This is a genomic window from Kurthia sibirica, assembly GCF_003143975.1.
In the GTDB taxonomy this organism is placed as follows: domain Bacteria; phylum Bacillota; class Bacilli; order Bacillales_A; family Planococcaceae; genus Kurthia; species Kurthia sibirica.
In genome coordinates this window covers 40,446-66,333 of record NZ_QFVR01000007.1, presented here as the reverse complement: position 1 = coordinate 66,333, position 25,888 = coordinate 40,446, and the positions used below count along the sequence as shown (strand labels likewise).

Sequence of the window (25,888 nt, the reverse complement as noted above, 5' to 3'; positions counted from 1 at the left end):
AAATAGAAGGCTTCCGAAATCATAGTTGATTTCGGAAGCCTTTTGTCACCAAATAATCTGTTCAGGATAATCAAATTCTAAAACAACATGATGTGGCGGTATTTGTGATTGTAATGCTAGGTATTCGATACGTTCTTTGAAATCTACATAGTCGATATCCTCCTGGCAAATGCGTTGTAAAATTCGCGGTAATTGAATTTTCCGTTCTGTCACATTGAGCGATAAATAATAGGCGTTCAGCATATCGATATACTGCAATGAGTAATTTTTCAAATTGAGTCGAGGATGTAGATAATAGTTGTGAATACTGTGTTTTTCAGAATTATGAACGATCATTAAGACGCATTTAAAAATGCTGGCTAAAAATTTACGCGCCGTCATAATATGTAAATGCAGCATTTGAAAAGATTCATCTTCGTAAGCAAATTTAATGAAAAAATCTAAAGAAACGACAATAAACAATAATTCAGGCCATAATACTTCGGTAGAAAAATAAATATTATCATACGGAAAGGGTTGTTTGAAATCTTGTTGCAATTGAGATGAAATGCCATTGGGGGTTGTTTCGATGTTGAAATCGCCGTTGAGTGTTTCTTGTAATTGGATACACAGGTCGATGATGCGAGAGCGTACAGCATTTAAACCATCTGTAGCGGGTGGTAGTGCTAGTAATATCTCCTCGAGTGATTGTTTTAATTCTGTAAAATCCCAAAAATCTCCGCTAATGCGGACGCCGGAAAGATGCTCGGTGTTGGTCAAAGCAAGCATGAATAATCCCTCCTTTTTCTCCTGCCAGTTATATACCCCTTTTTTTGAAAAGTAATGATTATTCAGAAAATATTTAACTGACTGATAGCAATTAGTTGTAAAAAAAGAAAAAGTAAGCGAAAATATAATTATAAAATACACATTAACGCTTATTGTGAACGCTTACTTTGTTGTGTATTTAAAATGAGTAGAAAAGAGGAGATTATAAATGATTTATGCAAATCCTAATACAGAAGGTTCTTTAGTACAATTCAAACCTCAATACGAAAATTTCATCGGTGGCCAGTGGGTGGCGCCGGTAAAAGGAGTTTACTTTGATAATGTATCTCCGGTAACGGGTAAAGTATTTACTAAAGCACCAAAATCTACTCCTGAGGATATCGAGTTAGCACTCGATGCCGCACACAAAGCTAAGGATGCTTGGGGGAAAACTTCACCAGCAGCTCGCGCAAAAGTTTTGAATGCTATTGCAGATCGTATCGAAGCTAATCTTGAGCAAATTGCCGTGGCAGAATCTTGGGATAATGGTAAAGCAGTTCGTGAAACATTGAATGCTGATATTCCACTAGCGGTAGATCACTTCCGTTATTTTGCGAGTGCTATTCGTTCACAAGAAGGCTTTTCAACGCAGATTGATGAAGATACAGTAGCGTATCATTTCCAAGAACCACTAGGTGTAGTTGGTCAAATTATCCCTTGGAATTTCCCGATTTTAATGGCGGTATGGAAATTAGCACCGGCGTTAGCAGCGGGTAACTGCGTCGTACTAAAACCAGCAGAGCAAACGCCTGTATCGATTTTATATGTTATGGAATTAATTCAAGATTTAGTACCAGCAGGTGTAGTGAATATCGTCAATGGTTTTGGAGCAGAAGTAGGTAAAGCGTTAGCAACGAATAAACGAATCGCTAAAATTGCCTTTACTGGTTCGACAGCTGTTGGTCGTCTAATTATGCAATATGCTACAGAAAATATTATCCCTGTAACATTAGAGTTGGGTGGTAAGTCACCGAATGTCTTCTTCCCGGATGTTATGGATCAAGATGATGCTTATTTAGATAAAGCAATTGAAGGCTTTGTCATGTTTGCACTAAATTCAGGGGAAGTTTGTACATGTCCATCTCGTGCATTAATCCACGAGTCTATCTATGAATCATTCATGGAAAAAGTATTAAAACGTGTTGAAGCGATTAAAATTGGCAACCCGTTAGATACAGATACTATGATGGGTTCTCAATGTTCAAATGAGCAACAACAAAAAATTCTATCATACTTGAAAATCGGTAAAGAAGAAGGAGCAGAGTTACTAATTGGTGGCGAAGCAAATAATCTTGGCGGTGAATTAACAGAAGGATTCTACATTAAACCGACGATTTTCAAAGGTCATAATAAGATGAGGATTTTCCAAGAAGAAATTTTTGGACCTGTATTAGCAGTTACGACATTTAAAGATTTTGATGAGGCAATTGAAATTGCTAATGATACAGAGTATGGTTTAGGCGCTGGTGTATGGTCTCGCTCGGGCGATATTGCATATAAAGCGGGTCGTGCAATTCAAGCAGGTCGCGTATGGACAAATACGTATCATCAGTATCCTGCAGGCGCTGCTTTTGGTGGTTATAAACTGTCAGGTATCGGTCGTGAAAACCATAAGATGATGCTTGATCACTATCAACAAACGAAAAACCTTCTTGTTAGCTACGCTGAAAACAAACAAGGTTTCTTCTAAACTCGAAAGGATTGTGAGTGTATGGTAAAACGTGTAGAAGTAACGGCTGCAGCATTGGAATTGATTAGGGATTTAAAAACCAAGCATGGTGCGATTATGTTCCATCAATCGGGTGGTTGCTGTGAAGGCTCGGCTGCTATGTGCTATAAGCAAGAGGATTTCAAAGTAGGCGGAGTCGATGTACTATTGGAAACGCTTGACGGGGATGTACCTTTTTATATGCATGAAGCATTGTACAACTATAGTAAACATACACAAATTATTTTAGATGCGATCGATGGTTTTGGAAGCGGATTTTCGCTGGAAAGTATAGATGGTAAAAGTTTTTTATCGAGAAGCCGCATGTTTACCGAAGATGAATATGAAGAAGTAAAAGTTCTTTTATAAGCAAGTAAAGTTGGGCGTCTATGACGCCCAACTTTTTTTGATAGTGAATATGTGGAAGCTTAATGTACAACAAGAAAGGGAATGGCTATAATACCAGGTATTATAGAGTCAGGATTCCTTGCATCTGTTTTTAATAACATATGGAATTTGATACAGATAAACATTGATTTTATTGAAAAAACGTATTGCAATAGCACAGTTTATCATTTACTATTAATACAGATGACAACTAATGTTAAGGGGTGTTTTCAATGTTAGAGGCAATTCCAATGTCCAATTCACGCACAATCCAAACAAGACTTGTATTACCACCAGATACAAATCATATGAATACGGTGTTCGGTGGTAAAATTCTTGCCTATATAGATGAAATTGCAGCAATTACTTCGATGAAGCATGCTAAAATGCAAACGGTAACGGCATCTTTTGATTCGGTCGATTTTATATCACCTGTTCGTTCGGGCGATATATTAGAGCTTGAAGGTGTTGTTAGTACGACAGGACGTTCGTCGATGGAAATTTATATTCGTGTATCCGCGCGTAATATCGAAACGAATGAACGTCGTTTAACAACGGAATCATTCGTGACGATGGTTGCTGTTGATAGCGAAGGGACACCGCAATCAGTTGCGCCCGTATTTCCAGAAACCAATGAGGAATCACGTCTGTTTGAATCAGGGCCTATGCGTCGGGACCATCGCCGAGCTAAACGAGAAATGCCTCATTCTTTTTTCTAACAACAAAAAGAGCCTGAGACAGAACAAAAATAGTATGTCTCCAATACGAATAATCAAATCAATTGAACGCGCAAAAAACCCTACAGGAACGCAGTGACGAGGCGTTTAAAGCCCTGTCCGCGGAGAGCGTTTTCCGAGGCGGGAATTGATTGAAATGAAAAATCCCGTATGATTTCGAAAAATCATACGGGATTTTCTCTGTTGGAAATACGTTTGTCTCAGGCTCTTTTTAGTAGCTTAGTGCTTCTTGTGCAATATGACTTGTATCGCCAATCAATTCAATCGTAACGCAACCATCATCGATATGGACAATCGTCAAACTTGTACCATGGATGAAAGGTGGCTCCCAAACATGAGCAATTGATTGGTTGTTGAAATAAACGATTAATAATTTTTTTACGACAGCATGTGTCACGATTAGTACCGTTGCATCCGCATCGTATTTAGTCGTGATTTCATCGATTAGTGATACCGAACGTTCTAAAACCTGCAAAAAGGATTCACCCTCGATCGAGTGATAGTGCAGTGGATCATTATAGTAAGCATCATATTGTTGTGGGTAGCGCTCTTTGATATCCTCAGCGCGCATCCCTTGCCATTCACCTACATGTATTTCCTTTAATTGTTGTTTGAAGAAAATAGGCAGTTGTCGATTTTGACAAATAATTTGTGCTGTATCAACAGTTCTACCGCTTGGACTAGCATAGACAGCGTTAAACGATATAGAAGCTAATCGTTTTCCTAGCGCATGAGCGGCTTTTACACCGGCTATAGTCAATGGTGAATCACACCAACCTTGCATGCGCTTTTGAAGATTCCATTCTGTTTCTCCATGCCTTGTTATATAAAGAGTAACCACCAATAATGCCCCCTAAAATTGCTATGGACATATTGTAGCTGACTTTACATTAAATAGACAGTTTTTCGATGTTTCTACACTCAAAATAGGAAGAAATAAATAGAAGAAAATTAATTTAATTCATATGTTACTTCGGATAATTGGACAGCAGATTGAGATACTTGTTCGGCACCTTCTGATAAATCATCTAGCAGACGTGAAATAGTTGAGATATCTTCTGTCGTATCTTCATTAATCTTTTGAATACCGTTGACAGCTTCAACGATTGTATGGAAGGCATCCGATAATTCCTGTTGCATATTTACGCCATCATTAATCTGTGTATCAACTTCCACTACAGAGGAAGACATATTTTCAATATTATTTTCAGTTTCATGGATGAGACGAGAAACATCCTGAACAGCTGCTTTTGTTTCTTCCGCTAATTTTCGAACTTCATCTGCTACGACTGCAAAACCTTTCCCATGCTCACCAGCTCGAGCCGCCTCTATAGAAGCATTTAATGCCAAAAGATTTGTTTGGTCAGCAATGCTTGTCACAAGTAGGACAATATCATTAATTTGTTTTGAAGAAATACGTAATTTACTCATTGTCGCATCAAGTTGTTGAATGCTCTTTGTCATTTTTGCCATTAAATTATTTTGAGTCGTTAATAAGATACGACCTTTTTCTGATTTTTCATTCGTTGAATTGACGAAATTTAAACCTTGTTTAGTTGAATTGGCAATATCATCTGTTTGTGTAGACAAAGATTGGATAGAGGCAGTTGTTTCTTCACTAACAGCTGTTAATTCTTGTGATGTACTTTGCACAGTTAAGATGATCTTTTGTTTAATTATTTCTTCTTTTTCACGTAATTCTTCCAGTCGGTTATCATAGGCTTCAATGACAATTTGTTGTTCAAAATTAATAAGTTTTGTAAAAGCTTTAATTGCACGTGACGCATCAGCTCGTGACATATCCAATGTGTCGATAAAATCGATAAATGAATTAATAAGTGATTGGAAAGAAGCTAAATACCATTTTGAAGATAGGCCGATTTTCACGTGAACAAAAGCGATTACTTTACGTTGCTTAATATAGTCTGTATTAATCGTTCCGGTAAACATTTCAAATATATGTTGCGTCAATGTTACCTTTAGTTTATCGATATGAGAATGTTTACTGATGATCTGCGTTAATTCAGGAGCTAATGAAATTGCTTCGTAGAATCCTGTGACCATATTATCTACAGCATCTGCTGCTAGTGGTTGTAGTTGATGGATGATGGCGAGATCTTCGCAAGTTAGTTTTAGTAGTTCCAATTGTTTCTCTAAAGCTGAGTTTCTAGGTAAGTTGATTGATACTTGTTTTACATGGTCATCAACATTAAAAAAAGTTGTTGATTCATTGTTCTTTTTGCGATTCCATATCATGTTAATAAATTCCTCCGATTTTTCTTTGGTCTTAAAGTACTAATTATAACTATTTTTTATATAGCTTAGAGGAACTTTTTATTACCAAAAAAAGTAAGTAATGTGATTATATAATCACTTCTATAGTTTAATTTATCATTATTTGATGATGAAAAGTATAAAAAAATATAAAAATCATTTTTTGTTATATATTTTTTTTACAAAAAAATGATAAAATCCATAAATGTAATATGTTGTAATTGATGATATGATGGAAGAAAAAGTTGCAGAGGATGTTTTAGATGAATCATATGAGAGGAATTAAGTTTGGTTTTCCGTTAACAATTGTCGTCATTGTTACTGCATTGATGGTACTCAATAACGACCATACAGCTGTGACTATTACTACGCGATGGTTGATTGCATTTGGTGGTGGTCTTGTTACCTTTATCGTATCTTACATATTATTTGGTTTGAAAGACCAAACAGAGCCTAAATAAAAGAGCCTGGGACAGAACAAAAATAGTATGTCTCATATACGAATAATCAAATCAATTGAACGCGCAGAAAACCCCGCAGAAACGCAGTGACGAGGCGTTTGAAGCCCCGTCCGCGGAAAGTGTTTTTCGAAGCGGAAATGGATTGAAATGAATAATCCCGTATGATTTCGAAGAATCATACGGGATTTTCTCTGTTGAAAATACGTTTGTCTCAGGCTCTTTTTATTTATCTTTAGAAAAATCGAGCCATCCACGCTTCTTAAATAAAATGAGCATGCTACCCCCTAATAACAGCATAGCCCCGAGTACGATGAAATAGCCATAATGCCATTCCAATTCAGGCATATTGATAAAGTTCATACCATATATGCCCGCGATAAATGTTAGTGGTATGAAAATAGTAGAGACGATTGTTAAAGTCATCATAATATTATTCATTCGAATAGCATTCATCGACATATGGCTATCACGCATATCCGCTGTCAGCTCACGATTGGACTCTACCATTTCCGTGAGTTTTACTAAATGGTCATGAACGTCACCAAAATAGGCTTGCTCTTGAGGGACAAGCTGGAGTCGTTTGGAACTTAAAATACTATAGAGTAAATCGCGCATTGGGAGTACGGTGCGACGAAGATGAAGTAAATCATTTCTGAGGTCGAAAACATCGTTCATTAAAGCAACGCTATTTTTATAATCAAGCTTATCTTCTATTGTATTTAAGTGATCTTCGATATTGTAAATCATCGGAAAAAAGTTATCGACGATTTTATCGATAATTTGATACATAATATAAATTGTTCCACGTTCCCAAAATTTTGGGTGTGTAAGCAGTCGTTTACGTGTCAGTTCTAGTTCTGGAGCATGAAATTTATGATAGGTTATGACGAATTTAGTCGAAACGAATAAATTCACTTCCTCCGCTTCAATTGTCTGTTGATTTAAGCGGTGAATGACAGTGAAATGATAATCTGAGTAATAGTCAATTTTAGGACGTTGTAACCGAGAAATTGCGTCTTCAACTGCAAGTGGATGGAACTGGAAAAAACTAGCGAGTAGTTGGCTTTCTTTTGCAGTAGGTGCATCAAAATCTACCCAATACCATTCGAATTTATCATCATGAATAGCTTCTAGTGGGAAATCACTCAGTAACTTTTGATCTTTTGTTAGGCCAAGTGTGTAAATCATTTTGTCACCTCAATTGAATTGTAAAGTTATTGCCATTTTCCCATAGTCGCTGTCCTTTGTCACATTTCACCTGAAAGAACTTACTAATTGTTGTATTTGATTGGTTGTCGTTTTAGCACATTGTGTAGAGGTACTTGTGCAATTCGGCTGAATAGAACTTTTTAACATCATATAAGGCATGATGAAAAAGATGCAAATACAAATGGTGATAGATAGGCTGTAATAGATGAATTTTTTCATACCGAATCGCCTCCTTGTTAATTTGTAGTAGTGAGGACGAAGAACAACTAAATATGTTCCAATATGAAACTTTCATGTAGTGATGAACGTAAATAGAGTATTAGAAAGAGAAAGGGTGTTGTAAATGGATAATAAATGGATCAAAGTAATCTTGCACGCAAGTCCACTATTCGCACCGTTCCTTGTGCCGATTTTATTTTTCCTTCTCATACAAGATGACGAAGTAAAATCATTGTCGATACAAGCACTACTATTCCAAATTGTTATGGCGGTATTGTTGGGTATTTCGGGTATTCTTGTCTTTGTGCTCATTGGTATACCAATGTTAATTGTCTTTGGATTGATGACGTTAATCGTACCAATTATTGGTATTGTAAAAGCGTTGAAGGGCGAAAAATGGCAATATCCTATTGTCGGTCGTTGGGTATAATGTCTAAAAAGAGCAATTGCGTAAAAAGCGATTGCTCTTTTTTTATTGTAAAATAAATGATTTTTGATCATCGAATCTTTTTATTTGCACAAAATACCTTCTGCAATTTATAATATAGTCAAAGATAGTCAAAGTCAGTATGGAGGACGGGGGTGGAGATGGCACGTGAAAAATATTTCGAATATTATCGAGAATTATTTGAAAGAAGTCATTGAATCTGAAGGTCGTGGACTCATAGAGATTAAAAGAAGCGAAATTGCCGACCGCTTCCAATGCGTTCCCTCTCAAATAAATTACGTGATTAATACACGCTTTACGATTGAAAGAGGCTACCATGTTGAAAGTAAACGTGGCGGTGGAGGTTATATTCGTATATTACGTGTACGCGCAAGTTCAAAGGCACATTTAATAGAAGAGATTTTGAAGCATATTGGTGATGAAGTATCACAAATTGCAACGGAAGATATTGTCTTTCGACTTATAGATGAACAAGTGATTTCTAAGCGTGAGGCGAAGATGATTCTTGCAGCGGTTGATCGTCAGGTAATCGCCATTGAATTACCCTATCGCGATCAACTACGCGCACGAATATTGAGTGCTATTTTGATGACGATTATGTATGAAAATGAATCATAAAAGAAGGTGTATGCAATGATATGCGAAAATTGTAAGCAAAGGCCTGCTACCGTGACGGTAACGCATACGAGAAACGGTGAGCACTATGCCAAACATTATTGTGATGTGTGCAGTGAAGAAATCGGCTATGCCAAAACAGCTAGTGAGGACACACAGCCAATGTCAATTGCACAAATTTTTTCAAGTTGGTTTGGCATACCGGATTGGTCTACAGATACACCGGAATCAACGATAGAAAACCAATCGGATATTCAATGTGCAAATTGTCATATGACCTACCAACAATTTTTACAGCAAGGCAAGTTCAATTGTCCACATTGCTATGAAACTTTTTCACAGCAGTTGCCACAAGTTTTTAAACGTATGCATAATGGTGCGACAAAGCATATTGGTAAAGTGCCAAGTGGTTTACAAGAATCCTACCAACTAAAAAAAGAAATAGAAAATTTACGCCAGATGATGAAAATAGCCATTCAAGATGAAAATTTTGAAGAAGCCGCATCTTTGCGCGATAAAATATATCATTTACAAGCGAAGTTACAACAAGGTGGTGCTGAAGACGATGAACTTTGAGCATTTTTTAAAAGATGATTCTGCAGCGTGGATGTCGGGTGATCAACAGCATGGTGATATTGTTATGAGTACACGCATTCGCTTAGCACGTAATCTAGATGGACATCGTTTTCCAAGAGCTTTTTCTGAAGAAACTGCGATGGCTATCGATCGCCAAGTGAGCGGTGTTCTATTGGATGCTGAACAACTGGCAATCCATTTTTCACATTTTGATTTAACGACGAAATCAGCACTACAAAAGCAGATGCTTGTTGAAAAGCATTTAATCAGTCCGCAACTCGCAAAAAAAGAAACAGTTGGCTCGGTATTACTAGCTGACGATGAATCAATCAGTATTATGATTAATGAAGAAGACCATATTCGCATTCAGTGTTTGGAAGCGGGTTTACAACTTGAAAAAGCATTGGCGAAAGCAAATGTAATCGATGATTATATCGAAGCGAGTATCGATTATGCTTTCGATGAAAAATATGGTTATATTACTTGCTGCCCGACGAATGTCGGTACAGGTCTTCGCGCTTCAGTTATGATGCATTTACCTGCATTGACAATGACTAATCAAATGCGTCAACTTATATCGATGATGCCACGTTTAGGATTGGTTGTAAGAGGTTTATATGGTGAAGGCACTGAAGCAATCGGTAATTATTATCAAATTTCCAATCAAGTAACACTCGGTAAAACCGAGGAAGAAATCATTCATGATCTCACGGTTATTGTTGAACAAATCGTTCTACGTGAAACAGCAGCACGCAAGGCGATGTTAGAACATGCTTCCATCGCTGTATCGGATAAATTACATCGCGCGATGGGAACCTTACAGCATGCGCGAATTCTTACCACTGAAGAAGCGGCTGTTTGTTTATCAAATGTTCGTTTGGGTATAGATTTAGGTATTATCAATAGCATACCAAATGAAGTTTTAAATAAGTGTATGCTTGCGATGCAACAGGGATTTTTACAACAATATGCGGGTACAACATTAAAGCCTAATGAGCGAGATGTCTATCGTGCAACTTTAATTAGAGACATGATTCTTGATGGGATTAACCACCATAACGGGGAAAAGGGAGAGGATTCATATGATGTTTAATCGATTTACTCAAAGAGCTCAAAAGGTTTTACAATTAGCACAAGAAGAAGCAATTCGCATGAAGCACGAAGCGATTGGCACAGAGCATATTCTACTCGGCTTAATTCGTGAGGGTGGCGGTATCGCTGCTAAGGCGTTAGAGGCGATTGAAGTTAGTCCAGAAATTATTGAGGAAGGCATCGAAGACTTAGTCGGTGTTGGCACGAAAAACGTTGGACCAATTGTACATTATACGCCTCGCGCTAAAAAAGTCATTGAATTGTCAGTCGATGAATCAAGAAAACTTGGACACACATATATTGGAACAGAACATATATTATTAGCATTAATTCGTGAAGGTGAGGGCGTAGCGGCACGCGTCTTAAATAACGCAGGTGTAAGCTTGAACAAAGCACGTCAGCAAGTATTGCAGCTATTGGGTAGTACGGATGCAGCTACAAATAGCAATGCATCGGCACCAACGGCTAGTACACCTACATTGGATAGCTTAGCGCGTGATTTAACAGAGATTGCTCGTGAAGGGAAGCTTGACCCGGTAATTGGTCGTAGCAAAGAAATTACACGTGTAATCGAAGTGTTATCTCGTCGCACGAAAAATAATCCCGTGTTAATCGGTGAACCGGGTGTTGGTAAGACAGCTATTGCAGAAGGTTTAGCACAGCAAGTAATCAACAATGAAGTACCTGAAATATTACGCGATAAACGCGTCATGACATTAGATATGGGTACGGTTGTTGCGGGTACAAAATATCGCGGTGAGTTTGAGGATCGTTTGAAAAAAGTAATGGATGAGATTAGCCAAGCAGGTAATGTGATTTTATTCATCGATGAATTGCATACATTGATCGGTGCTGGCGGAGCAGAAGGTGCAATCGATGCATCCAATATTTTAAAACCGTCTTTAGCACGTGGTGAATTACAATGTATTGGTGCGACAACATTAGATGAGTACCGTAAATATATTGAGAAAGATGCAGCGCTTGAAAGACGTTTCCAACCGATTCAAGTAGACGAGCCTTCAGTAGAAGAGGCCATCCAGATTATTGATGGTTTACGTGATCGTTATGAGGCTCATCACCGTGTGAAAATTACAGATGAAGCGGTTGAAGCAGCTGTTAAAATGAGTGATCGTTATATTTCTGATCGTTTCCTACCAGATAAAGCGATTGATTTGATCGATGAAGCAGGCTCAAAAGTACGCTTACGTTCATATACAACACCACCGAATTTAAAAGAATTAGAAAATAGCTTGGAAGCACTACGTTCAGAAAAAAATGCAGCAGTACAAAGTCAAGAATTTGAAAAAGCAGCAGGTTACCGCGATTCGGAGCAAAAACTAATCGAGGAGTTAGAGCAAACGAAGAAAAACTGGAAAGAAGCACAAGGTCGTGCGGAATCTAAAGTAACGGTCAATGATATTGCCGAAGTTGTATCGATGTGGACAGGTATTCCCGTGTCGAAACTTGAAGAAGCAGAATCAGCGAAACTATTGAATTTAGAAGGCGAGCTTCATAAACGTGTCGTTGGACAAAATGAAGCAGTCGAAGCTATTTCACGTGCGATTCGTCGTGCAAGAGCTGGTTTAAAAGATCCAAAACGTCCGATTGGATCGTTTATCTTCTTAGGGCCTACAGGTGTCGGTAAAACGGAACTTGCAAGAGCTTTAGCCGAAGTGATGTTTGGTGAAGAAGATTCAATGATTCGTGTCGATATGTCTGAGTATATGGAAAAACACTCGACATCACGTCTAGTTGGCTCACCTCCGGGTTATGTTGGCTTTGAAGAAGGCGGACAGTTAACGGAGAAAGTACGCCGTAAACCATACTCCGTTATTCTTTTCGATGAAATTGAAAAAGCGCATCCAGATGTCTTTAATATTCTATTACAAGTATTGGATGACGGTCGCCTAACCGATTCGAAAGGTCGTGTCGTTGACTTCCGTAATACCGTTGTGATTATGACATCAAATATCGGTGCTGAAGCATTGAAATTCAGAAAATCATTGGGCTTTGGTGCACAAGAGAAAAAACAATCACAGGACAATGCAAAAAATGTTATGTTAGAAGAATTGAAAAAAGCATTCCGTCCAGAGTTCTTGAACCGCGTGGACGAGATGATTGTTTTCCACGCATTAGAAAAAGACCAATTATCAGAAATTGTACAAAAAATGTCGGTACAATTGACAAGTCGTTTAGCAGAACAGGATATTCAATTGGAACTGACACCTGCAGCGCTTGAAAAACTTGCAGATGAAGGTTATGACCCAGAATATGGTGCGCGTCCATTGCGCCGTGCTATTCAGAAAAATGTGGAAGATCGCCTATCAGAAGAAATTCTAAAAGGCACGCTCTTACCAAATCATGTCGTTGTCTTTGATGTGAAGGATAAAGAGTTTGTAGTAGACATTAAAGAACCAAAAATTGAGAAAGAAGTGACAGAAGTTAAATAATTGTCACTTTTAATAAATGAATTAGACAAAGAGAACACCCCAAACGTTATTGTTTGGGGTGTCTTGCTTTATAATAGAACGAAGATGGAGGTGCAGATGAAGATGGTCAAGAAAAAAACGAAATTCATGTGTAATAGTTGTGGTTATGAAGCGCCAAAATGGATGGGTAGATGCCCGGGTTGCGGCGAGTGGAATAAGATGGTCGAAGATGTGGAAATTGTACAAAAGGGCCCAAGAGGTGCTTTTCAACATACAGTAAGTAAATCAGCACAAAAAGCACTGCCGATTATTTCTATTGAAACAGAAGACGAACCGCGTGTTAAAACGGAACTAAATGAACTTAATCGCGTCTTAGGTGGTGGAGTAGTTCCTGGTTCACTGATCTTAATCGGTGGAGATCCAGGTATTGGGAAATCGACGCTTTTATTACAAGTATCTGCGTTGCTATCAAATCAAGGACACCGCGTACTGTATATTTCGGGGGAAGAATCTATTCGTCAAACAAAAATGAGAGCAGAACGTCTTGGTGTAAAATCGTCCGAGCTTTATATCTATTCGGAAACAAATTTAGAATTTTTACATGATACGATTGAAGAAGTAAAACCGAAGTTTGTCATCGTTGATTCTATTCAAACGGTCCATCATCCAGAAGTGACAAGTGCACCTGGTAGCGTTTCGCAAGTGCGTGAATGTACGGCAGAATTAATGCGCATTGCAAAAACGAAAAATATTGCGATTTTCTTAGTTGGACATGTGACAAAAGAAGGTCAAATAGCAGGGCCGCGTATTTTAGAACATATGGTAGATACGGTTTTGTATTTTGAGGGTGAACGTCACCATACGTACCGCATCTTACGCAGTCAAAAAAATCGCTTCGGCTCCACGAATGAAATTGCTATTTTTGAAATGCTTCAAGATGGCTTGAAGGAAGTAAATAATCCATCTGAGCTTTTTTTACAAGAGCGTTCACAAGGAGCACCTGGCTCGACGGTCGTAGCGTCAATGGAGGGAACAAGGCCGATATTAGTTGAAATACAATCGCTAGTATCCCCATCAAGTTTTAATTATCCAAAGCGTATGGCAACGGGTTTAGATCAAAATCGTGTGTCATTATTAATGGCTGTGTTAGAAAAACGTATGGGTTTACTACTACAGGCGCAAGATGCTTATATAAAAGTAGCAGGTGGCGTCAAATTGGATGAACCAGCCATCGATTTGGCCGTGTTAGTATGTATCGTATCAAGTTTTAAAGATATGGCAGCCAATGAGCGTGATTGCTTTGTAGGTGAGGTAGGACTTACTGGTGAGGTACGTCGTGTTTCTCGCATTGAACAACGTGTGCAAGAAGCAGCAAAACTTGGCTTTAAACGTGCGATTATTCCAGCATCCAACTTAGGTGGTTGGGAATATCCAGAGGGCATTCAAGTAATGGGTGTCGAAACGGTTAATCAAGCGTTGAAAATCGCTTTTAAAGAGCTGTAACCAGTTTCAAGTTAGAAATGCTTATGACAGTGAATATAAGGGAATCAATGTATAATCAGAAATAAAGGAGGTGGATGTTAATGTTGAAAAAACTTATTCAAGTAGTATTCCTATTTATTGGAGGGACATTGGGTTTAATTTTATTACCGCCATTATATGAATTGATTAATTTATCCTCAAACCCATGGATTAATAATCCGTATGTATCGGTTATTATAGGAGCGATCATTTTATTCGCATTATCCTTCTCATTAGTCGATCCCTTTGTCCGTTTCTTAAAATGGATGGAAGACCGCTTGCTGAAGGCACCAGTTGGTGATCTATTATTTGGTACACTCGGATTAATTATTGGATTGATTGTCGCCTTTTTAATAAGCGTTGCCATTGATGGTATGATGTTGCCACCATTTACGAATATTATCCCCATCATTTTATCAATTGTTCTTGGCTATTTATGCTTTTCAATTGGTTTCAAAAAACGTGATGAACTCTTACATGTTTTTGCTACAAAAAATTCAAAACGTAAGGCGAATGCAGAGTCTGCAGAAGAACGGATCGTAGATGATAGCTATAAGCTTTTGGATACAAGCGTTATTATCGATGGGCGTATCGCAGATATTGCTAAAACAGGTTTTATAGAAGGTGTACTGGTTGTACCGCAGTTTGTCTTGACGGAACTGCAACATATTGCCGACTCTTCCGACACACTAAAAAGAACGCGCGGCCGTCGGGGTTTAGATATTTTAAAAGCATTACAAGATGACCATACATCCAATGTAATAATTACTGAAGTAGATTTTGATGATATTTTAGAAGTAGATTTAAAGTTGGTTCGTTTAGCAAAAAAAATGGGCGGACAAATTTTGACAAATGACTTTAACCTAAATAAAGTTTGTGATTTGCACAAAGTGAAAGTACTGAATATTAATGATTTGGCGAATGCAGTAAAACCAGTTGTTATTCCTGGTGAGGAAATGAATGTTGTCGTTATCAAAGATGGCAAAGAACATAATCAAGGTGTGGCCTATCTCGATGATGGTACGATGATTGTAGTAGAAGAAGGTAAGTTTTATATTGGTCAAGCGATCACAGTGATCGTCACATCCGTGCTACAAACATCAGCGGGTAGAATGATTTTTGCAAAGCCAAACAGTCATAAATAATGGTAGTATAAGAGCATAACAACAGGACAAGGGAGCAGTTGCCTTGTCCTTTCTATTGAAGGAGCGTGACACGCGATGCAATACGACGTTATTTTACCAGCTGCAGGAAGTGGCAAGCGCATGGGTGCAGGTAAAAATAAATTGTTTTTAGAGCTATTAAATAAGCCGATTTTAGCGCATACTTTAACCGTTTTTCAAGACGATCAAGCATGCCGGGCTATTTATTTAGCAATCAAATCAAGTGAAAAAACTGAAATTGAGGAGCTACTAGCACGCTATAGCATTTCTAAGGTAGTAGCGATGCCTGTAGGAGGCGATGAACGCCAATATAGTGTCAATGCATGCGTCAAGCAAATCAGGGCGGCAGACGTCGTTCTCGTCCACGATGCGGCGCGACCTTTCATTCAGCAAGAAACGATTCATAAGCTGATGCAAAAAGCAGCGACTCATGGGGCTGCAATTGCTGGTGTGAGAGCAAAAGATACGATGAAACGCGTGTCGAACGGTATCATAGAGGGTACGGTAAATCGTGAGGACCTGTGGATGATTCAAACGCCGCAAGCTTTTAATTTTGAGTTATTGCGAAGAGCGCAACAACAAGCCGAAAAAGATGGTTTTTTAGGGACAGATGAATCGATGCTTGTCGAAAGATTAGGGGAAGTAGTCTGTATGGTTGAAAGCGATTATGAAAATGTTAAAATTACGACTAAAGAAGATTTATTATTTGGAGAGGCGATTTTAAACCGCCGTCGAGGAGGACAACAGAATGTTTAGAATAGGACAAGGTTTTGACGTACATGAATTTGCAGAAGGGCGTCCACTGATTATCGGAGGGATTACGATTCCACACGAAAAAGGTTTGATCGGGCACTCGGATGCGGATGTTTTGTTACATACGGTAACGGATGCAGCATTAGGAGCGATTGGTGAAGGAGATATCGGCAGACATTTTCCAGATACAGATCCAGAATTTAAAGATGCCGATTCTGCAAAGTTATTACAGTATATTTGGCATATCGTTGAAGAAAAAGGGTATAAATTAGGGAATATCGATTGTACGATTATGGCACAACGTCCAAAAATGGCGCCCTATATTGAACAGATGCGCCAGCGAATTGCAGAATTATTAAATGCGGAAGCACAACAGGTCAATGTCAAAGCGACAACGACTGAGAAGTTAGGTTTCGTCGGACGTGAAGAAGGAATTGCGGCAATGGCTACAATTTTACTAATCAAGGACTGACTTCCTTTAAATTTTTAATCTACAGTGGTAAACTAAAAAAAGTTGAATTTCGACAGATAAACTAGGAGGAACTACAAATGGCTAACAAAGTTCGTGTTCGTTACGCACCAAGTCCAACGGGACAATTGCATATCGGTGGCGCGCGTACGGCACTTTTCAATTATTTATTCGCAAGACATCATGGTGGAGATTTCATCGTGCGCATCGAGGATACTGATATCGCCCGTAACATCGAAGGCGGAGAAGCATCTCAATTAGATAACTTGAAATGGTTAGGTATGGAATATGATGAGTCAATCGATATCGGTGGACCATATGCTCCTTATCGTCAAATGGAACGTTTAGATACGTACACAGATCACGCGCAAAAACTAATCGACATGGGCAGAGCGTATAAATGTTTTTGTACTTCTGAAGAATTAGAAGCAGATCGTGAAACGCAACATGACAATGGTGTGGCGGCTCCGATGTATAACGGTAAATGTAGCCATTTAACAGCTGAAGAAACGGCTGCTAAAGAAGCGGCTGGAGAAGCGTTCACAATTCGTTTCCGCGTACCAGAAGATGTAACATATGTATTTGATGATATCGTTCGTGGAGAAGTATCATTTGAATCATCAGATATTGGTGACTGGGTAATCGTCAAACAAAATGGCATCCCAACATACAACTATGCTGTTGTATTAGATGATCACTTAATGGAGATGACACATGTTTTCCGTGGTGAAGAACATTTATCAAATACACCAAAACAAATTATGGTCTTTGATGCATTTGGTTGGACAGCACCAAAGTACGGTCATATGACATTGATTATTAATGAATCACGTAAAAAATTATCAAAACGCGACGAATCAATTATTCAATTCATCACACAATATAAAGACTTAGGTTATTTACCGGATGCAATGTTTAATTTCTTCGCATTGTTAGGGTGGTCTCCAGAAGGTGAAGACGCTGAAAAAGAAATTTTCTCTAAAGAAGAGTTAATCGCTAAATTCAACGAATCACGCCTATCTAAGTCACCATCTATGTTTGATACGAACAAATTAAAATGGGTAAACAACCAATACATGAAGCAATTATCACATGAAGATGTTGTTGCTTTATGCTTACCATTCCTGCAAGCTGCTGGTAAAGTTTCTGAAAACCCAACTGCCGAAGAAGCTGAGTGGGCTAGTAAACTAATTGGTTTATACCATGAGCAAATGAGCTTTGGAGCTGAAATTGTTGAACTATCTGAACAATTCTTTACAGATGAATTACTATTTGATGAAGAAGAAAAAGAAGTATTAGCAGGCGAACAAGTTCCTGAAGTAATGGCTGCTTTTAAAGCACAATTAATCGCTCTAGAAGATTATGTTGCTCCAGAGATTAAAAAATGTATTAAAGCTGTTCAAAAGGAAACGGGTCATAAAGGCAAAAATTTGTTTATGCCAATTCGCGTTGCTACAACAGGAGAAATGCACGGTCCTGAATTAACAGATGCACTTGAAATTTTAGGTAAAGACGCTGTTATTGCACGTATCGAAGCATTCATCAAATAATTTACTATTTCAACGAGTCGTTGTACAATATATGTACTATTATAAGCAAAACGTTGAAGAGGAGAAGTATGTTGCGCAAGCTCCGATTAGAGAGGATCATCATCGTCTGAAAGTGATCCGAGCCACTGCAAAGCTGAAATGCACCTCTGAGTGTTAGAGTGAATCGAGTAGTTCTAACCGGTCGTCGCCGTTACCAGACTTTAAGTGGGGGTTTAGCGTATTTTGCTAGCTCCAATCAGAGTGGAACCGCGTATTTCTCGCCTCTGTCTATCCTTGCGATAGATGGAGGCTTTTTTATTTCAGTCATAAATGATGGTACACTAAATCAATAGATTATAAGGTAAGTGAATAACTAGTGAAAATATTTATAAAAAAGATTAAAAGGAGAGATTAAGCGATATGGCTATTCAAATTTTCAACTCGTTAAGTCGCCAAAAAGAATTATTCAAACCAATAGAAGAAGGAAAGGTGCGCATGTATGTATGTGGTCCAACAGTATATAACTATATTCATATAGGTAACGCTCGCCCTGTAATCGCCTATGATACAGTTCGTCGTTATTTAACATATCGTGGCTACGAAGTGGACTATGTTTCCAATTTTACAGATGTTGACGACAAAATTATTAAAGTAGCACATGAGCTTGGTGAGGAAGTTTCGGAGCTTACAGAACGTTTTATCGCTGCTTACTTTGAAGATATTACAGCGCTTGGTGCGGAAAAAGCAAACGCGCATCCTCGCGTGACGGATCATATGGATGAGATTATTGAGTTTATTGCTGTGTTGATTGAGAAAGAATATGCTTATGTTTCAGAAGGCGATGTATACTATCGCACGCGTAAATTTAAAAACTACGGTCAGCTATCACACCAATCTGTCGATGATTTAAAAATTGGTGCACGAATAGAAGCAGGGACAAAAAAAGAAGATGCACTTGATTTTGCATTGTGGAAAGCGGCGAAACCAGGTGAAATTTCATGGCAGGCACCATGGGGAGAAGGGCGTCCGGGTTGGCATATTGAATGTTCAGTAATGGTGCATAGTCACTTTGGTGATACTATTGATATTCATGCCGGTGGACAAGATTTGAAGTTCCCGCATCATGAAAATGAAATCGCACAATCAGAAGCATTTACCGATAAAAAATTCTCGAACTATTGGATGCATAATGGCTATATTAATATCGACAACGAAAAAATGTCTAAATCATTAGGGAATTTTATACTCGTGCATGATATTATTCAACAAATTGATCCACAAGTATTACGTTTCTTCATGTTATCTGTGCATTATCGTAATCCGATTAATTTTGCGCAGGATTTAGTAGAGGCTGCAGCAAATAGTTTGGATCGTTTGCGCACATCGCATAAAAACTTGGAACATCGTCTAACAGCGACGACTAATTTAGTAGCTGTTGATCCAGCTGAATTGGCAATTATTGAAGAAGCTCGTGCTTACTTCATCGAATCGATGGATGATGATTTTAATACTGCAAATGCTATTTCAGCATTATTTAACATTTCAACAGCAGCAAATAAATATTTAAATGAAGCAAATACAAATGCGGAAGTTTTAACGGCATATAAAACGGCTTTAGAAGAATTGATGCTGGTCTTAGGTCTACAGCTAGCACAAGATGAAGACCTACTAGACGAAGAAATTGATGCGTTAATTGCCGAACGTCAACAAGCGCGTAAAGATCGAGATTTTGCTAGATCGGATGAAATTCGTGACTTACTAAAAGCACAAAATATTATTTTAGAAGATACGCGACAAGGCGTTAGATGGAAACGGGGGTAATGAAGTGAGCGAACTTAGAGATGAGGATGTCAAACAAATTAAAGCTCTTGCTTTAGCTTATATGGGCGACTCGGTTTTAGAAATCGCTATTCGTGAGCATTTATTGCGACTTGGAAAAATAAAACCTAATATTCTCCATAAAGAAGCGACAAAATATGTCTCTGCAAAAGCACAGGCTAAAGTCGTTCGCCAATTAATGGCGGAAGAATTTTATACAGAAGAAGAGCTTGCTATACTACGTCGAGGACGTAATGCAAAGTCCGGCTCTGTGCCGCGTAATACAGATGTACAAACCTATAATTATAGCTCTGCGTACGAAGCGGTACTCGGTTATTTATATTTACTTGGACGTCATGAACGAGTTGCGCGTATAATCGACCATACAATAAAAATTGTCGAAACAAAAAATGAGGTGTCTCAACAAAATGGAAAATAAAATGGATCACAACGAAGAAACAAAAGAGATGATTGTCGGGAAAAATCCGGTTCTTGAAGCATTGCGTTCAACGCGCGATATCAACAAAATTTGGGTAGCAGAGGGCGTTAAAAAAGCGGGTATTGCAGAAATGTTAAACTTGGCGAAAGAGCGCGGTATCATTGTACAATTCGTACCAAAAGAAAAACTTAATAATCTATCATCTGAGACGCATCAAGGTGTAGTGGCTTCGGTTGCTGCTTATAATTATGCAGAACTAAATGATATTTTTGCTATCGCAGAAAAACGCGGAGAAGATCCATTTATCATTATTTTAGATGAATTGGAAGATCCACATAACCTTGGTTCTATTATGCGTACAGCAGATGCTGTTGGTGCACATGGAATTATCATTCCAAAACGTCGTTCAGTTGCTTTAACGGCTGTCGTAGCCAAAGCATCTACAGGTGCTATTGAATATATACCAACTGTACGCGTGACGAATTTGTCACAAACTGTTGAAGAACTAAAAGAACGTGGCGTATGGATCGCGGGTACAGATGCTAAAGGTTCAGCCGATTATCGCCGCATGGATGCTACATTACCACTGGCGATAATTATTGGCAGTGAGGGTAAAGGGATGAGTCGTATTTTAAAAGAAAAATGTGATTTCCTTTATAATTTACCAATGGTTGGACATGTAACTTCATTGAACGCTTCAGTGGCAGCTTCATTATTGATGTATGAAGTCTATCGCAAGCGTCATGAACTATAAGTGACCGCATATGGATATTATGTTGGTAGATGGCTATAACATTATTGGCGCATGGCAGGAATTACAAGCTTTGAAACGGATAAGCCTCGTCGATGCAAGGGATCGTCTCATCGAATTGATGGCCGATTATCAGGCATACTCGGGATTACGCGTCATCGTTATCTTTGATGCGTATCTCGTAGCTGGTAATGCGACAAAATTAAAAAAACATAATGTCGAAGTAATTTTTACAAAATCAAAAGAAACGGCAGATGCTCGAATTGAGCGTCTATCAAATGAGCTGATGACAAAACGTACGAAAATCTATGTGGCTACAAGTGATATGACAGAGCAAAATGTTATATTCGGCAATGGTGCACTTAGGAAATCTGCACGAGAATTTGAAATTGATGTGCAAAACGTTCAGCGAGGTATAACTGAAAAGGTACAAGAAACATTACAGCAAAAGCCATCACGTAAAATAAAAATGACGGATGAAGTTGCTGCGAGGTTAGAAGAAATTCGTAGAGGTAAAATTTAGGAGTATAGCTAAAGATTGTTAATTGAGTTATACTGATTTTAATTACGCGAAGGTCGCGGTTGAGGTGATACTTTGATAAATCATGATCAATTACTAATGAAGCAAAAGCAATTTAAATCCTTATCCGACGAAGAGTTGGTATCAAGAACTCGTGAGGGCGATAGTGACGCTTTAGATTTTTTGATTACAAAGTATAAAAATATTGTTCGACATAAGGCGAAATCTTATTTTCTTATTGGTGCAGATCGAGATGATATTGTACAGGAGGGAATGATCGGCCTTTACAAAGGTATTCGAGACTTTAAAGAAGACAGGCAAGTATCCTTTAAAGTATTTGCGGAACTATGTATTACAAGGCAGATTATTACGGCGATAAAAACGGCAACACGCCAAAAACATATCCCGCTAAACTCATCCGTATCACTGGATAAACCAATAAGTGATGAAGAACAATCCAACACATTGATGGATTTAGTATCAGTAGGTACAAGCGACGATCCCCAAGAAATGATGGTACACAGAGAACGCTTTGATTTCATGGAAGAACGCATCGAAACGGTGCTGAGTTCTTTTGAAAAACAAGTGTTAGCTCTCTATTTGGATGATTGTACATATCAGGAGATGTCATTGGCCTTAAAGAAAGATGTAAAATCAATAGATAACGCGCTACAACGAATTAAACGTAAGCTCGAGCAGCATATTTTAAGCTTTTAACGTATTTGACAGTCTATGCGAAAAAATGGTAGTCTTTTAAAAGAACAAATGCCTAAGGGTGATAAAATATGGCTAATAAGATCGTACTATGCTGTGAAAAATGTGGCGGACGTAATTATAGTGTACCGGCTCCTAAAGAGTCTACGAAACGACTAGAATTCAAAAAATTCTGCTCGCACTGTAACGAACACACATTGCATAAACAGACTAGATAAGAAATGAAGTTTTGTATATATGATTTTATTCGGAGGTTAGGTTAGATGGCAAAGATTAAACAGTTTTTAAAAAATGTTCTATCTGAGATGAGAAAAACAAGCTGGCCTAAACGTAAAGAACTTAGTAAATACACACTTGTTGTTATTTCAACGCTAATCTTTATGGCAGCATTCTTTATGCTAGTGGATTCAGGTGTCTCAAAATTATTCCGCATGTATTTGGATTTATAGACGAATAATGTTATTATTTTTGAAAGAGCCCGTAACAGACTACGGGTTTTTTCATTTGGCTAAAAAAGGGAGGGAATGGACTAAGCGTCCTGACAATCATGGAAAAAAATTGGTATGTCGTTCATACGTACTCAGGTTATGAGAATAAGGTTAAATTAAATCTTGAAAAACGTATCGAAACGATGGGAATGTCGGATAAAATTTTCCGAGTAATCATTCCAGAAGAGCAAGAAACAGAAGTAAAAGATGGTAAGAAAAAAGTATATATGCGTAAAACATTCCCGGGTTACGTATTAGTAGAATTAATTATGACAGATGACGCTTGGTACGTTGTTCGAAATACACCAGGAGTGACTGGGTTTATTGGTTCATCAGGTGGCGGAGTTAAACCAACGCCATTACTACCTGAAGAAGTAGATGCAATCCTGAAACAAATGGAAGCAACAAATCCAACCGTAGAATTGGATTATGCAGTAGGCGATTTAGTAGAAGTACTAGAAGGACCTTTCGCACACTTCCAAGGTATTGTTGAAGAAATAATTGAAGAAGATCAAAAAATCAAGGTAACAGTTGATATGTTTGGTCGCGAAACAGTTATGGAATTAGATTTTGCTCAAGTTTTAAAAGTTTAATATTAATTGAACTTGCACCGAAAACTTAAAAGTGTTATCATTTCAAAGGTCAGACTAAAAGGTCAGACTAAACCGTAATTATAATGTTTTCGGTATAAGCCGACGAACAGATATTGAGTGGGAGGGGTAACCCTTTGACCACATCACGGACTTAAGGAGGTGTGTCTCGTGGCTAAAAAAGTCGTAAAAGTTGTAAAACTTCAAATTGAAGCTGGAAAAGCAAATCCGGCTCCACCAGTAGGTCCTGCATTAGGTCAAGCAGGTGTTAACATCATGGGATTCTGTAAAGAATTCAATGCTCGTACACAAGACCAAGCAGGTTTAATCATCCCAGTTGAGATTTCTGTATTTGAAGATCGTTCATTCACTTTCATTACAAAAACTCCACCCGCAGCAGTTCTACTTAAAGTAGCAGCTGGTATTAAATCGGGTTCTGGTGAACCAAACCGCATTAAAGTAGCTACAGTAAAACGCGATAAAGTTCGCGAAATTGCTGAAACTAAAATGCCTGATTTAAATGCGTCGTCAGTTGAAACTGCTATGTTAATGGTAGAAGGAACTGCTCGTAGCATGGGTATTGTTATCGAAGACTAATACCATACTTGATCGAGAAGTATTGTTTTAAGAAAGGTTGCGCCTGTTTCTTATATTCATTTGAAACGCGCAACCTTTATTCGTGGGAGGTTTATCCCGTTACAACCACAATCAAGGAGGAAATTATAATGGCTAAAAAAGGTAAAAAATTACAAGATGCTGCTAAATTAGTAGATCGTAATACAGCTTATACTGTTGCAGCTGCAACAGAATTAGCAAAATCTACAAGTTCAGTGAACTTTGATGCAACTGTTGAAGTTGCTTTCAACTTAAACATTGATACTCGTAAAAATGACCAACAAATCCGTGGAGCAGTAGTACTTCCAAACGGTACTGGTAAAACTCAAAAAGTTTTAGTATTCGCTAAAGGCGAAAAAATCAAAGAAGCAGAAGCTGCTGGCGCTGACTTCGTTGGTGACGCTGAATACATCCAAAAAATCCAAGGTGGCTGGTTTGACTTCGACGTAATCGTTGCTACTCCAGACATGATGGGTGAAGTTGGTAAACTTGGTCGCGTATTAGGACCTAAAGGCTTAATGCCAAACCCTAAAACAGGTACAGTTACGTTTGACGTAACTAAAGCTGTTAACGAAATTAAAGCTGGTAAAGTTGAATACCGCGCTGATAAAGCTGGTATTGTTCACGCACCAATCGGTAAAGTTTCATTCGACGCTGCTAAATTAGCTGAGAACTTAAACACTATCATTGAAGTGATCCAAAAAGCTAAACCTGCAACAGCTAAAGGTGTATACTTGAAATCACTTCACGTGACTTCAACTATGGGACCATCAATTAAAGTTGATACTCAATCTTTAACTAAATAATTTCGTTATTGACAACGATTTGTTCGTTTGCTAAAATGAACAACGTTGTGAATTATCCATTTGTACCACAGACAGTAGGGGCGACTTAATTGATCGTTTAATAATCCTACCGAGGGCAAAGGAATCAGACTCTTTTAAGATGATGACTTTCCGCCCCTTGTCTACATGATAAGGGGCTTTTCTTTTGTCGGTATAGGTGACCCATTCTAATAGGAGGTGTCCAATATGAGCAAAGCAGTTGAATTAAAACAAACTGTTGTTCAAGAAATCGCTGAGAAATTTCAAGATGCAGCATCAGTAGTAGTAGTAGACTTCCGTGGTCTTACTGTTCAACAAGTTACTGAATTACGTAAGCAATTACGTGAAGCTGGCGTTGAATTTAAAGTATACAAAAATACTTTAGTTCGTCGTGCTGCTGAAGAAGTTGGTCATGCTGAATTAAATTCAGTTTTAACTGGTCCAAACGCAATCGCATTTTCGAAAGAAGATGTTATCGCTCCAGCCCGCATTATCAACAACTTCGCGAAAGAAAACGAACAACTTGTAATTAAAGCTGGTTTAATCGAAGGTACGTTTGCTAATGAAGAAGAAATCAAAGCACTTGCAGAACTTCCATCACGCGATGGTTTACTATCAATGCTTTTATCTGTTCTACAAGCACCAATGCGCAACTTCGCACTTGCAACAAAAGCTGTTGCAGAACAAAAAGAAGAGCAAGGCGCTTAATAGCGGCTTAGCCTTCACCGCATG

At 38.3% G+C, this 25,888-nt stretch carries 29 protein-coding genes and 2 other annotated features; of the genes, 25 read left to right on the top strand and 4 right to left on the bottom strand.

All coding sequences use genetic code 11. From position 1 onward, the window contains the following. Window positions 1–45: 45 nt before the first annotated feature. Complete coding sequence (locus DEX24_RS07080; protein ID WP_109305718.1) at window positions 46–768, bottom strand: DUF6904 family protein; 723 nt, start codon at window positions 766–768, stop codon at window positions 46–48. Between the two features lie 208 nt (window positions 769–976). Between DEX24_RS07080 and exaC the strand changes: the two genes are divergently transcribed. The 3 genes from exaC (at window position 977) to DEX24_RS07065 (ending at window position 3,621) form a co-directional block, all read left to right on the top strand. Then, window positions 977–2,497 (top strand): acetaldehyde dehydrogenase ExaC, encoded by a 1,521-nt coding sequence (gene exaC / locus DEX24_RS07075; protein ID WP_109305717.1) that lies wholly within the window; start codon window positions 977–979, stop codon window positions 2,495–2,497. Between the two features lie 21 nt (window positions 2,498–2,518). Next, entirely contained in the window at window positions 2,519–2,884 is a 366-nt protein-coding gene (locus DEX24_RS07070; RefSeq protein ID WP_109305716.1) for a DUF779 domain-containing protein, read from the top strand. A gap of 251 nt (window positions 2,885–3,135) precedes the next feature. Beyond that, window positions 3,136–3,621 (top strand): acyl-CoA thioesterase, encoded by a 486-nt coding sequence (locus DEX24_RS07065; RefSeq protein ID WP_109305715.1) that lies wholly within the window; start codon window positions 3,136–3,138, stop codon window positions 3,619–3,621. A 229-nt stretch (window positions 3,622–3,850) separates the two neighbouring features. Here the strand turns inward: DEX24_RS07065 and DEX24_RS07060 are convergent, their stop codons facing one another. Together DEX24_RS07060 and DEX24_RS07055 are read right to left on the bottom strand one after the other, a co-directional pair. Further along, window positions 3,851–4,480, bottom strand: coding sequence for a histidine phosphatase family protein (locus tag DEX24_RS07060; protein WP_109305714.1), 630 nt, complete (start codon window positions 4,478–4,480; stop codon window positions 3,851–3,853). 110 nt (window positions 4,481–4,590) lie between these two features. Further along, entirely contained in the window at window positions 4,591–5,895 is a 1,305-nt protein-coding gene (locus DEX24_RS07055; RefSeq protein WP_109305713.1) for a globin-coupled sensor protein, read from the bottom strand. Between the two features lie 281 nt (window positions 5,896–6,176). Here DEX24_RS07055 and DEX24_RS07050 point away from each other — a divergent pair, with 281 nt between their 5' ends. Next, window positions 6,177–6,374, top strand: a complete 198-nt coding sequence (locus DEX24_RS07050) for a hypothetical protein (RefSeq protein ID WP_109305712.1) — start codon at window positions 6,177–6,179, stop codon at window positions 6,372–6,374. 222 nt (window positions 6,375–6,596) lie between these two features. On the opposite strand, the gene corA is transcribed toward DEX24_RS07050, so the two are convergent. After that, on the bottom strand, window positions 6,597–7,562 hold the full coding sequence (gene corA, locus DEX24_RS07045) for a magnesium/cobalt transporter CorA (RefSeq protein WP_109305711.1): 966 nt from the start codon (window positions 7,560–7,562) through the stop codon (window positions 6,597–6,599). Between the two features lie 364 nt (window positions 7,563–7,926). Here corA and DEX24_RS07040 point away from each other — a divergent pair, with 364 nt between their 5' ends. The 21 genes from DEX24_RS07040 to rplJ all read left to right on the top strand — a co-directional run bounded on the left by DEX24_RS07040 (window position 7,927) and on the right by rplJ (window position 25,864). Beyond that, window positions 7,927–8,232: a DUF4870 domain-containing protein gene (locus tag DEX24_RS07040; RefSeq protein ID WP_109305710.1), complete on the top strand. Its 306-nt coding sequence runs from the start codon at window positions 7,927–7,929 to the stop codon at window positions 8,230–8,232. 165 nt (window positions 8,233–8,397) lie between these two features. Beyond that, the gene (locus DEX24_RS07035; RefSeq protein WP_109305709.1) at window positions 8,398–8,868 is read left to right on the top strand and encodes a CtsR family transcriptional regulator; all 471 of its coding nucleotides are present in this window, start codon (window positions 8,398–8,400) and stop codon (window positions 8,866–8,868) included. Between the two features lie 15 nt (window positions 8,869–8,883). Then, window positions 8,884–9,441 (top strand): UvrB/UvrC motif-containing protein, encoded by a 558-nt coding sequence (locus tag DEX24_RS07030; protein ID WP_109305708.1) that lies wholly within the window; start codon window positions 8,884–8,886, stop codon window positions 9,439–9,441. Continuing rightward, the gene (gene mcsB, locus DEX24_RS07025) at window positions 9,431–10,534 is read left to right on the top strand and encodes a protein-arginine kinase McsB (protein ID WP_109305707.1); all 1,104 of its coding nucleotides are present in this window, start codon (window positions 9,431–9,433) and stop codon (window positions 10,532–10,534) included. Before DEX24_RS07030 ends, mcsB begins: the two co-directional genes overlap by 11 nt. After that, window positions 10,524–12,983, top strand: coding sequence for an ATP-dependent Clp protease ATP-binding subunit (locus tag DEX24_RS07020; RefSeq protein WP_109305706.1), 2,460 nt, complete (start codon window positions 10,524–10,526; stop codon window positions 12,981–12,983). The genes mcsB and DEX24_RS07020 overlap by 11 nt, the downstream gene beginning before the upstream one ends. Window positions 12,984–13,085: 102 nt before the next feature. Beyond that, entirely contained in the window at window positions 13,086–14,465 is a 1,380-nt protein-coding gene (radA, locus tag DEX24_RS07015; protein ID WP_109305705.1) for a DNA repair protein RadA, read from the top strand. 80 nt (window positions 14,466–14,545) lie between these two features. Beyond that, window positions 14,546–15,628 carry a PIN/TRAM domain-containing protein gene (locus tag DEX24_RS07010; protein WP_109305704.1) on the top strand — a complete coding sequence of 361 codons (1,083 nt, stop codon included), beginning with the start codon at window positions 14,546–14,548 and terminating at the stop codon, window positions 15,626–15,628. 75 nt (window positions 15,629–15,703) lie between these two features. Further along, window positions 15,704–16,402: a 2-C-methyl-D-erythritol 4-phosphate cytidylyltransferase gene (gene ispD, locus DEX24_RS07005; RefSeq protein WP_109305703.1), complete on the top strand. Its 699-nt coding sequence runs from the start codon at window positions 15,704–15,706 to the stop codon at window positions 16,400–16,402. Next, window positions 16,395–16,871 carry a 2-C-methyl-D-erythritol 2,4-cyclodiphosphate synthase gene (ispF, locus tag DEX24_RS07000; protein WP_109305702.1) on the top strand — a complete coding sequence of 159 codons (477 nt, stop codon included), beginning with the start codon at window positions 16,395–16,397 and terminating at the stop codon, window positions 16,869–16,871. The genes ispD and ispF overlap by 8 nt, the downstream gene beginning before the upstream one ends. A gap of 77 nt (window positions 16,872–16,948) precedes the next feature. Then, on the top strand, window positions 16,949–18,418 hold the full coding sequence (gltX, locus tag DEX24_RS06995; RefSeq protein ID WP_109305701.1) for a glutamate--tRNA ligase: 1,470 nt from the start codon (window positions 16,949–16,951) through the stop codon (window positions 18,416–18,418). A gap of 44 nt (window positions 18,419–18,462) precedes the next feature. Continuing rightward, window positions 18,463–18,686, top strand: a binding site (T-box leader). Between the two features lie 131 nt (window positions 18,687–18,817). Beyond that, complete coding sequence (gene cysS / locus DEX24_RS06990) at window positions 18,818–20,218, top strand: cysteine--tRNA ligase (RefSeq protein WP_109305700.1); 1,401 nt, start codon at window positions 18,818–18,820, stop codon at window positions 20,216–20,218. Window positions 20,219–20,222: 4 nt separating this feature from the next. Next, a complete protein-coding gene (locus DEX24_RS06985) occupies window positions 20,223–20,654 on the top strand; it encodes a Mini-ribonuclease 3 (protein ID WP_109305699.1) in 432 nt (143 codons plus the stop codon). Beyond that, window positions 20,644–21,408 (top strand): 23S rRNA (guanosine(2251)-2'-O)-methyltransferase RlmB, encoded by a 765-nt coding sequence (rlmB, locus tag DEX24_RS06980; protein WP_246131422.1) that lies wholly within the window; start codon window positions 20,644–20,646, stop codon window positions 21,406–21,408. The genes DEX24_RS06985 and rlmB overlap by 11 nt, the downstream gene beginning before the upstream one ends. Window positions 21,409–21,418: 10 nt before the next feature. Then, window positions 21,419–21,928: an NYN domain-containing protein gene (locus tag DEX24_RS06975; RefSeq protein WP_109305698.1), complete on the top strand. Its 510-nt coding sequence runs from the start codon at window positions 21,419–21,421 to the stop codon at window positions 21,926–21,928. Window positions 21,929–22,024: 96 nt separating this feature from the next. After that, the gene (sigH, locus tag DEX24_RS06970; protein ID WP_109305802.1) at window positions 22,025–22,642 is read left to right on the top strand and encodes an RNA polymerase sporulation sigma factor SigH; all 618 of its coding nucleotides are present in this window, start codon (window positions 22,025–22,027) and stop codon (window positions 22,640–22,642) included. A 68-nt stretch (window positions 22,643–22,710) separates the two neighbouring features. Beyond that, on the top strand, window positions 22,711–22,857 hold the full coding sequence (gene rpmG / locus DEX24_RS06965) for a 50S ribosomal protein L33 (RefSeq protein WP_109305697.1): 147 nt from the start codon (window positions 22,711–22,713) through the stop codon (window positions 22,855–22,857). Window positions 22,858–22,902: 45 nt separating this feature from the next. Then, window positions 22,903–23,088: a preprotein translocase subunit SecE gene (secE, locus tag DEX24_RS06960; RefSeq protein WP_109305696.1), complete on the top strand. Its 186-nt coding sequence runs from the start codon at window positions 22,903–22,905 to the stop codon at window positions 23,086–23,088. Window positions 23,089–23,186: 98 nt separating this feature from the next. Further along, window positions 23,187–23,720 (top strand): transcription termination/antitermination protein NusG, encoded by a 534-nt coding sequence (gene nusG, locus DEX24_RS06955; RefSeq protein WP_109305695.1) that lies wholly within the window; start codon window positions 23,187–23,189, stop codon window positions 23,718–23,720. A 168-nt stretch (window positions 23,721–23,888) separates the two neighbouring features. Then, window positions 23,889–24,314 carry a 50S ribosomal protein L11 gene (gene rplK / locus DEX24_RS06950; RefSeq protein WP_146192969.1) on the top strand — a complete coding sequence of 142 codons (426 nt, stop codon included), beginning with the start codon at window positions 23,889–23,891 and terminating at the stop codon, window positions 24,312–24,314. Window positions 24,315–24,442: 128 nt separating this feature from the next. Continuing rightward, window positions 24,443–25,138 carry a 50S ribosomal protein L1 gene (rplA, locus tag DEX24_RS06945; protein WP_109305693.1) on the top strand — a complete coding sequence of 232 codons (696 nt, stop codon included), beginning with the start codon at window positions 24,443–24,445 and terminating at the stop codon, window positions 25,136–25,138. A gap of 47 nt (window positions 25,139–25,185) precedes the next feature. Then, window positions 25,186–25,330: a sequence feature (ribosomal protein L10 leader region), on the top strand. Window positions 25,331–25,363: 33 nt separating this feature from the next. Further along, window positions 25,364–25,864, top strand: a complete 501-nt coding sequence (gene rplJ, locus DEX24_RS06940; protein ID WP_109305692.1) for a 50S ribosomal protein L10 — start codon at window positions 25,364–25,366, stop codon at window positions 25,862–25,864. Window positions 25,865–25,888 lie beyond the last annotated feature (24 nt).

Bases quoted from the DNA above. Each gene is read 5' to 3' on its own strand.
- gltX (WP_109305701.1), top strand. From the start codon at position 16,949: ATGGCTAACAAAGTTCGTGTTCGTTACGCACCAAGTCCAACGGGACAA.
- mcsB (WP_109305707.1), top strand. From the start codon at position 9,431: ATGAACTTTGAGCATTTTTTAAAAGATGATTCTGCAGCGTGGATGTCG.
- ispD (WP_109305703.1), top strand. From the start codon at position 15,704: ATGCAATACGACGTTATTTTACCAGCTGCAGGAAGTGGCAAGCGCATG.
- corA (WP_109305711.1), bottom strand. From the start codon at position 7,562: ATGATTTACACACTTGGCCTAACAAAAGATCAAAAGTTACTGAGTGAT.
- DEX24_RS07030 (WP_109305708.1), top strand. From the start codon at position 8,884: ATGATATGCGAAAATTGTAAGCAAAGGCCTGCTACCGTGACGGTAACG.
- nusG (WP_109305695.1), top strand. From the start codon at position 23,187: ATGGAAAAAAATTGGTATGTCGTTCATACGTACTCAGGTTATGAGAAT.
- DEX24_RS07080 (WP_109305718.1), bottom strand. From the start codon at position 768: ATGCTTGCTTTGACCAACACCGAGCATCTTTCCGGCGTCCGCATTAGC.
- sigH (WP_109305802.1), top strand. From the start codon at position 22,025: ATGAAGCAAAAGCAATTTAAATCCTTATCCGACGAAGAGTTGGTATCA.
- DEX24_RS07055 (WP_109305713.1), bottom strand. From the start codon at position 5,895: ATGATATGGAATCGCAAAAAGAACAATGAATCAACAACTTTTTTTAAT.
- DEX24_RS07065 (WP_109305715.1), top strand. From the start codon at position 3,136: ATGTTAGAGGCAATTCCAATGTCCAATTCACGCACAATCCAAACAAGA.
- DEX24_RS07010 (WP_109305704.1), top strand. From the start codon at position 14,546: ATGTTGAAAAAACTTATTCAAGTAGTATTCCTATTTATTGGAGGGACA.
- DEX24_RS07020 (WP_109305706.1), top strand. From the start codon at position 10,524: ATGATGTTTAATCGATTTACTCAAAGAGCTCAAAAGGTTTTACAATTA.
- secE (WP_109305696.1), top strand. From the start codon at position 22,903: ATGGCAAAGATTAAACAGTTTTTAAAAAATGTTCTATCTGAGATGAGA.
- rplJ (WP_109305692.1), top strand. From the start codon at position 25,364: ATGAGCAAAGCAGTTGAATTAAAACAAACTGTTGTTCAAGAAATCGCT.
- radA (WP_109305705.1), top strand. From the start codon at position 13,086: ATGGTCAAGAAAAAAACGAAATTCATGTGTAATAGTTGTGGTTATGAA.
- DEX24_RS07070 (WP_109305716.1), top strand. From the start codon at position 2,519: ATGGTAAAACGTGTAGAAGTAACGGCTGCAGCATTGGAATTGATTAGG.
- rplA (WP_109305693.1), top strand. From the start codon at position 24,443: ATGGCTAAAAAAGGTAAAAAATTACAAGATGCTGCTAAATTAGTAGAT.
- DEX24_RS07050 (WP_109305712.1), top strand. From the start codon at position 6,177: ATGAATCATATGAGAGGAATTAAGTTTGGTTTTCCGTTAACAATTGTC.
- DEX24_RS07040 (WP_109305710.1), top strand. From the start codon at position 7,927: ATGGATAATAAATGGATCAAAGTAATCTTGCACGCAAGTCCACTATTC.
- cysS (WP_109305700.1), top strand. From the start codon at position 18,818: ATGGCTATTCAAATTTTCAACTCGTTAAGTCGCCAAAAAGAATTATTC.
- rpmG (WP_109305697.1), top strand. From the start codon at position 22,711: ATGGCTAATAAGATCGTACTATGCTGTGAAAAATGTGGCGGACGTAAT.
- DEX24_RS06975 (WP_109305698.1), top strand. From the start codon at position 21,419: ATGGATATTATGTTGGTAGATGGCTATAACATTATTGGCGCATGGCAG.
- exaC (WP_109305717.1), top strand. From the start codon at position 977: ATGATTTATGCAAATCCTAATACAGAAGGTTCTTTAGTACAATTCAAA.
- ispF (WP_109305702.1), top strand. From the start codon at position 16,395: ATGTTTAGAATAGGACAAGGTTTTGACGTACATGAATTTGCAGAAGGG.
- rlmB (WP_246131422.1), top strand. From the start codon at position 20,644: ATGGAAAATAAAATGGATCACAACGAAGAAACAAAAGAGATGATTGTC.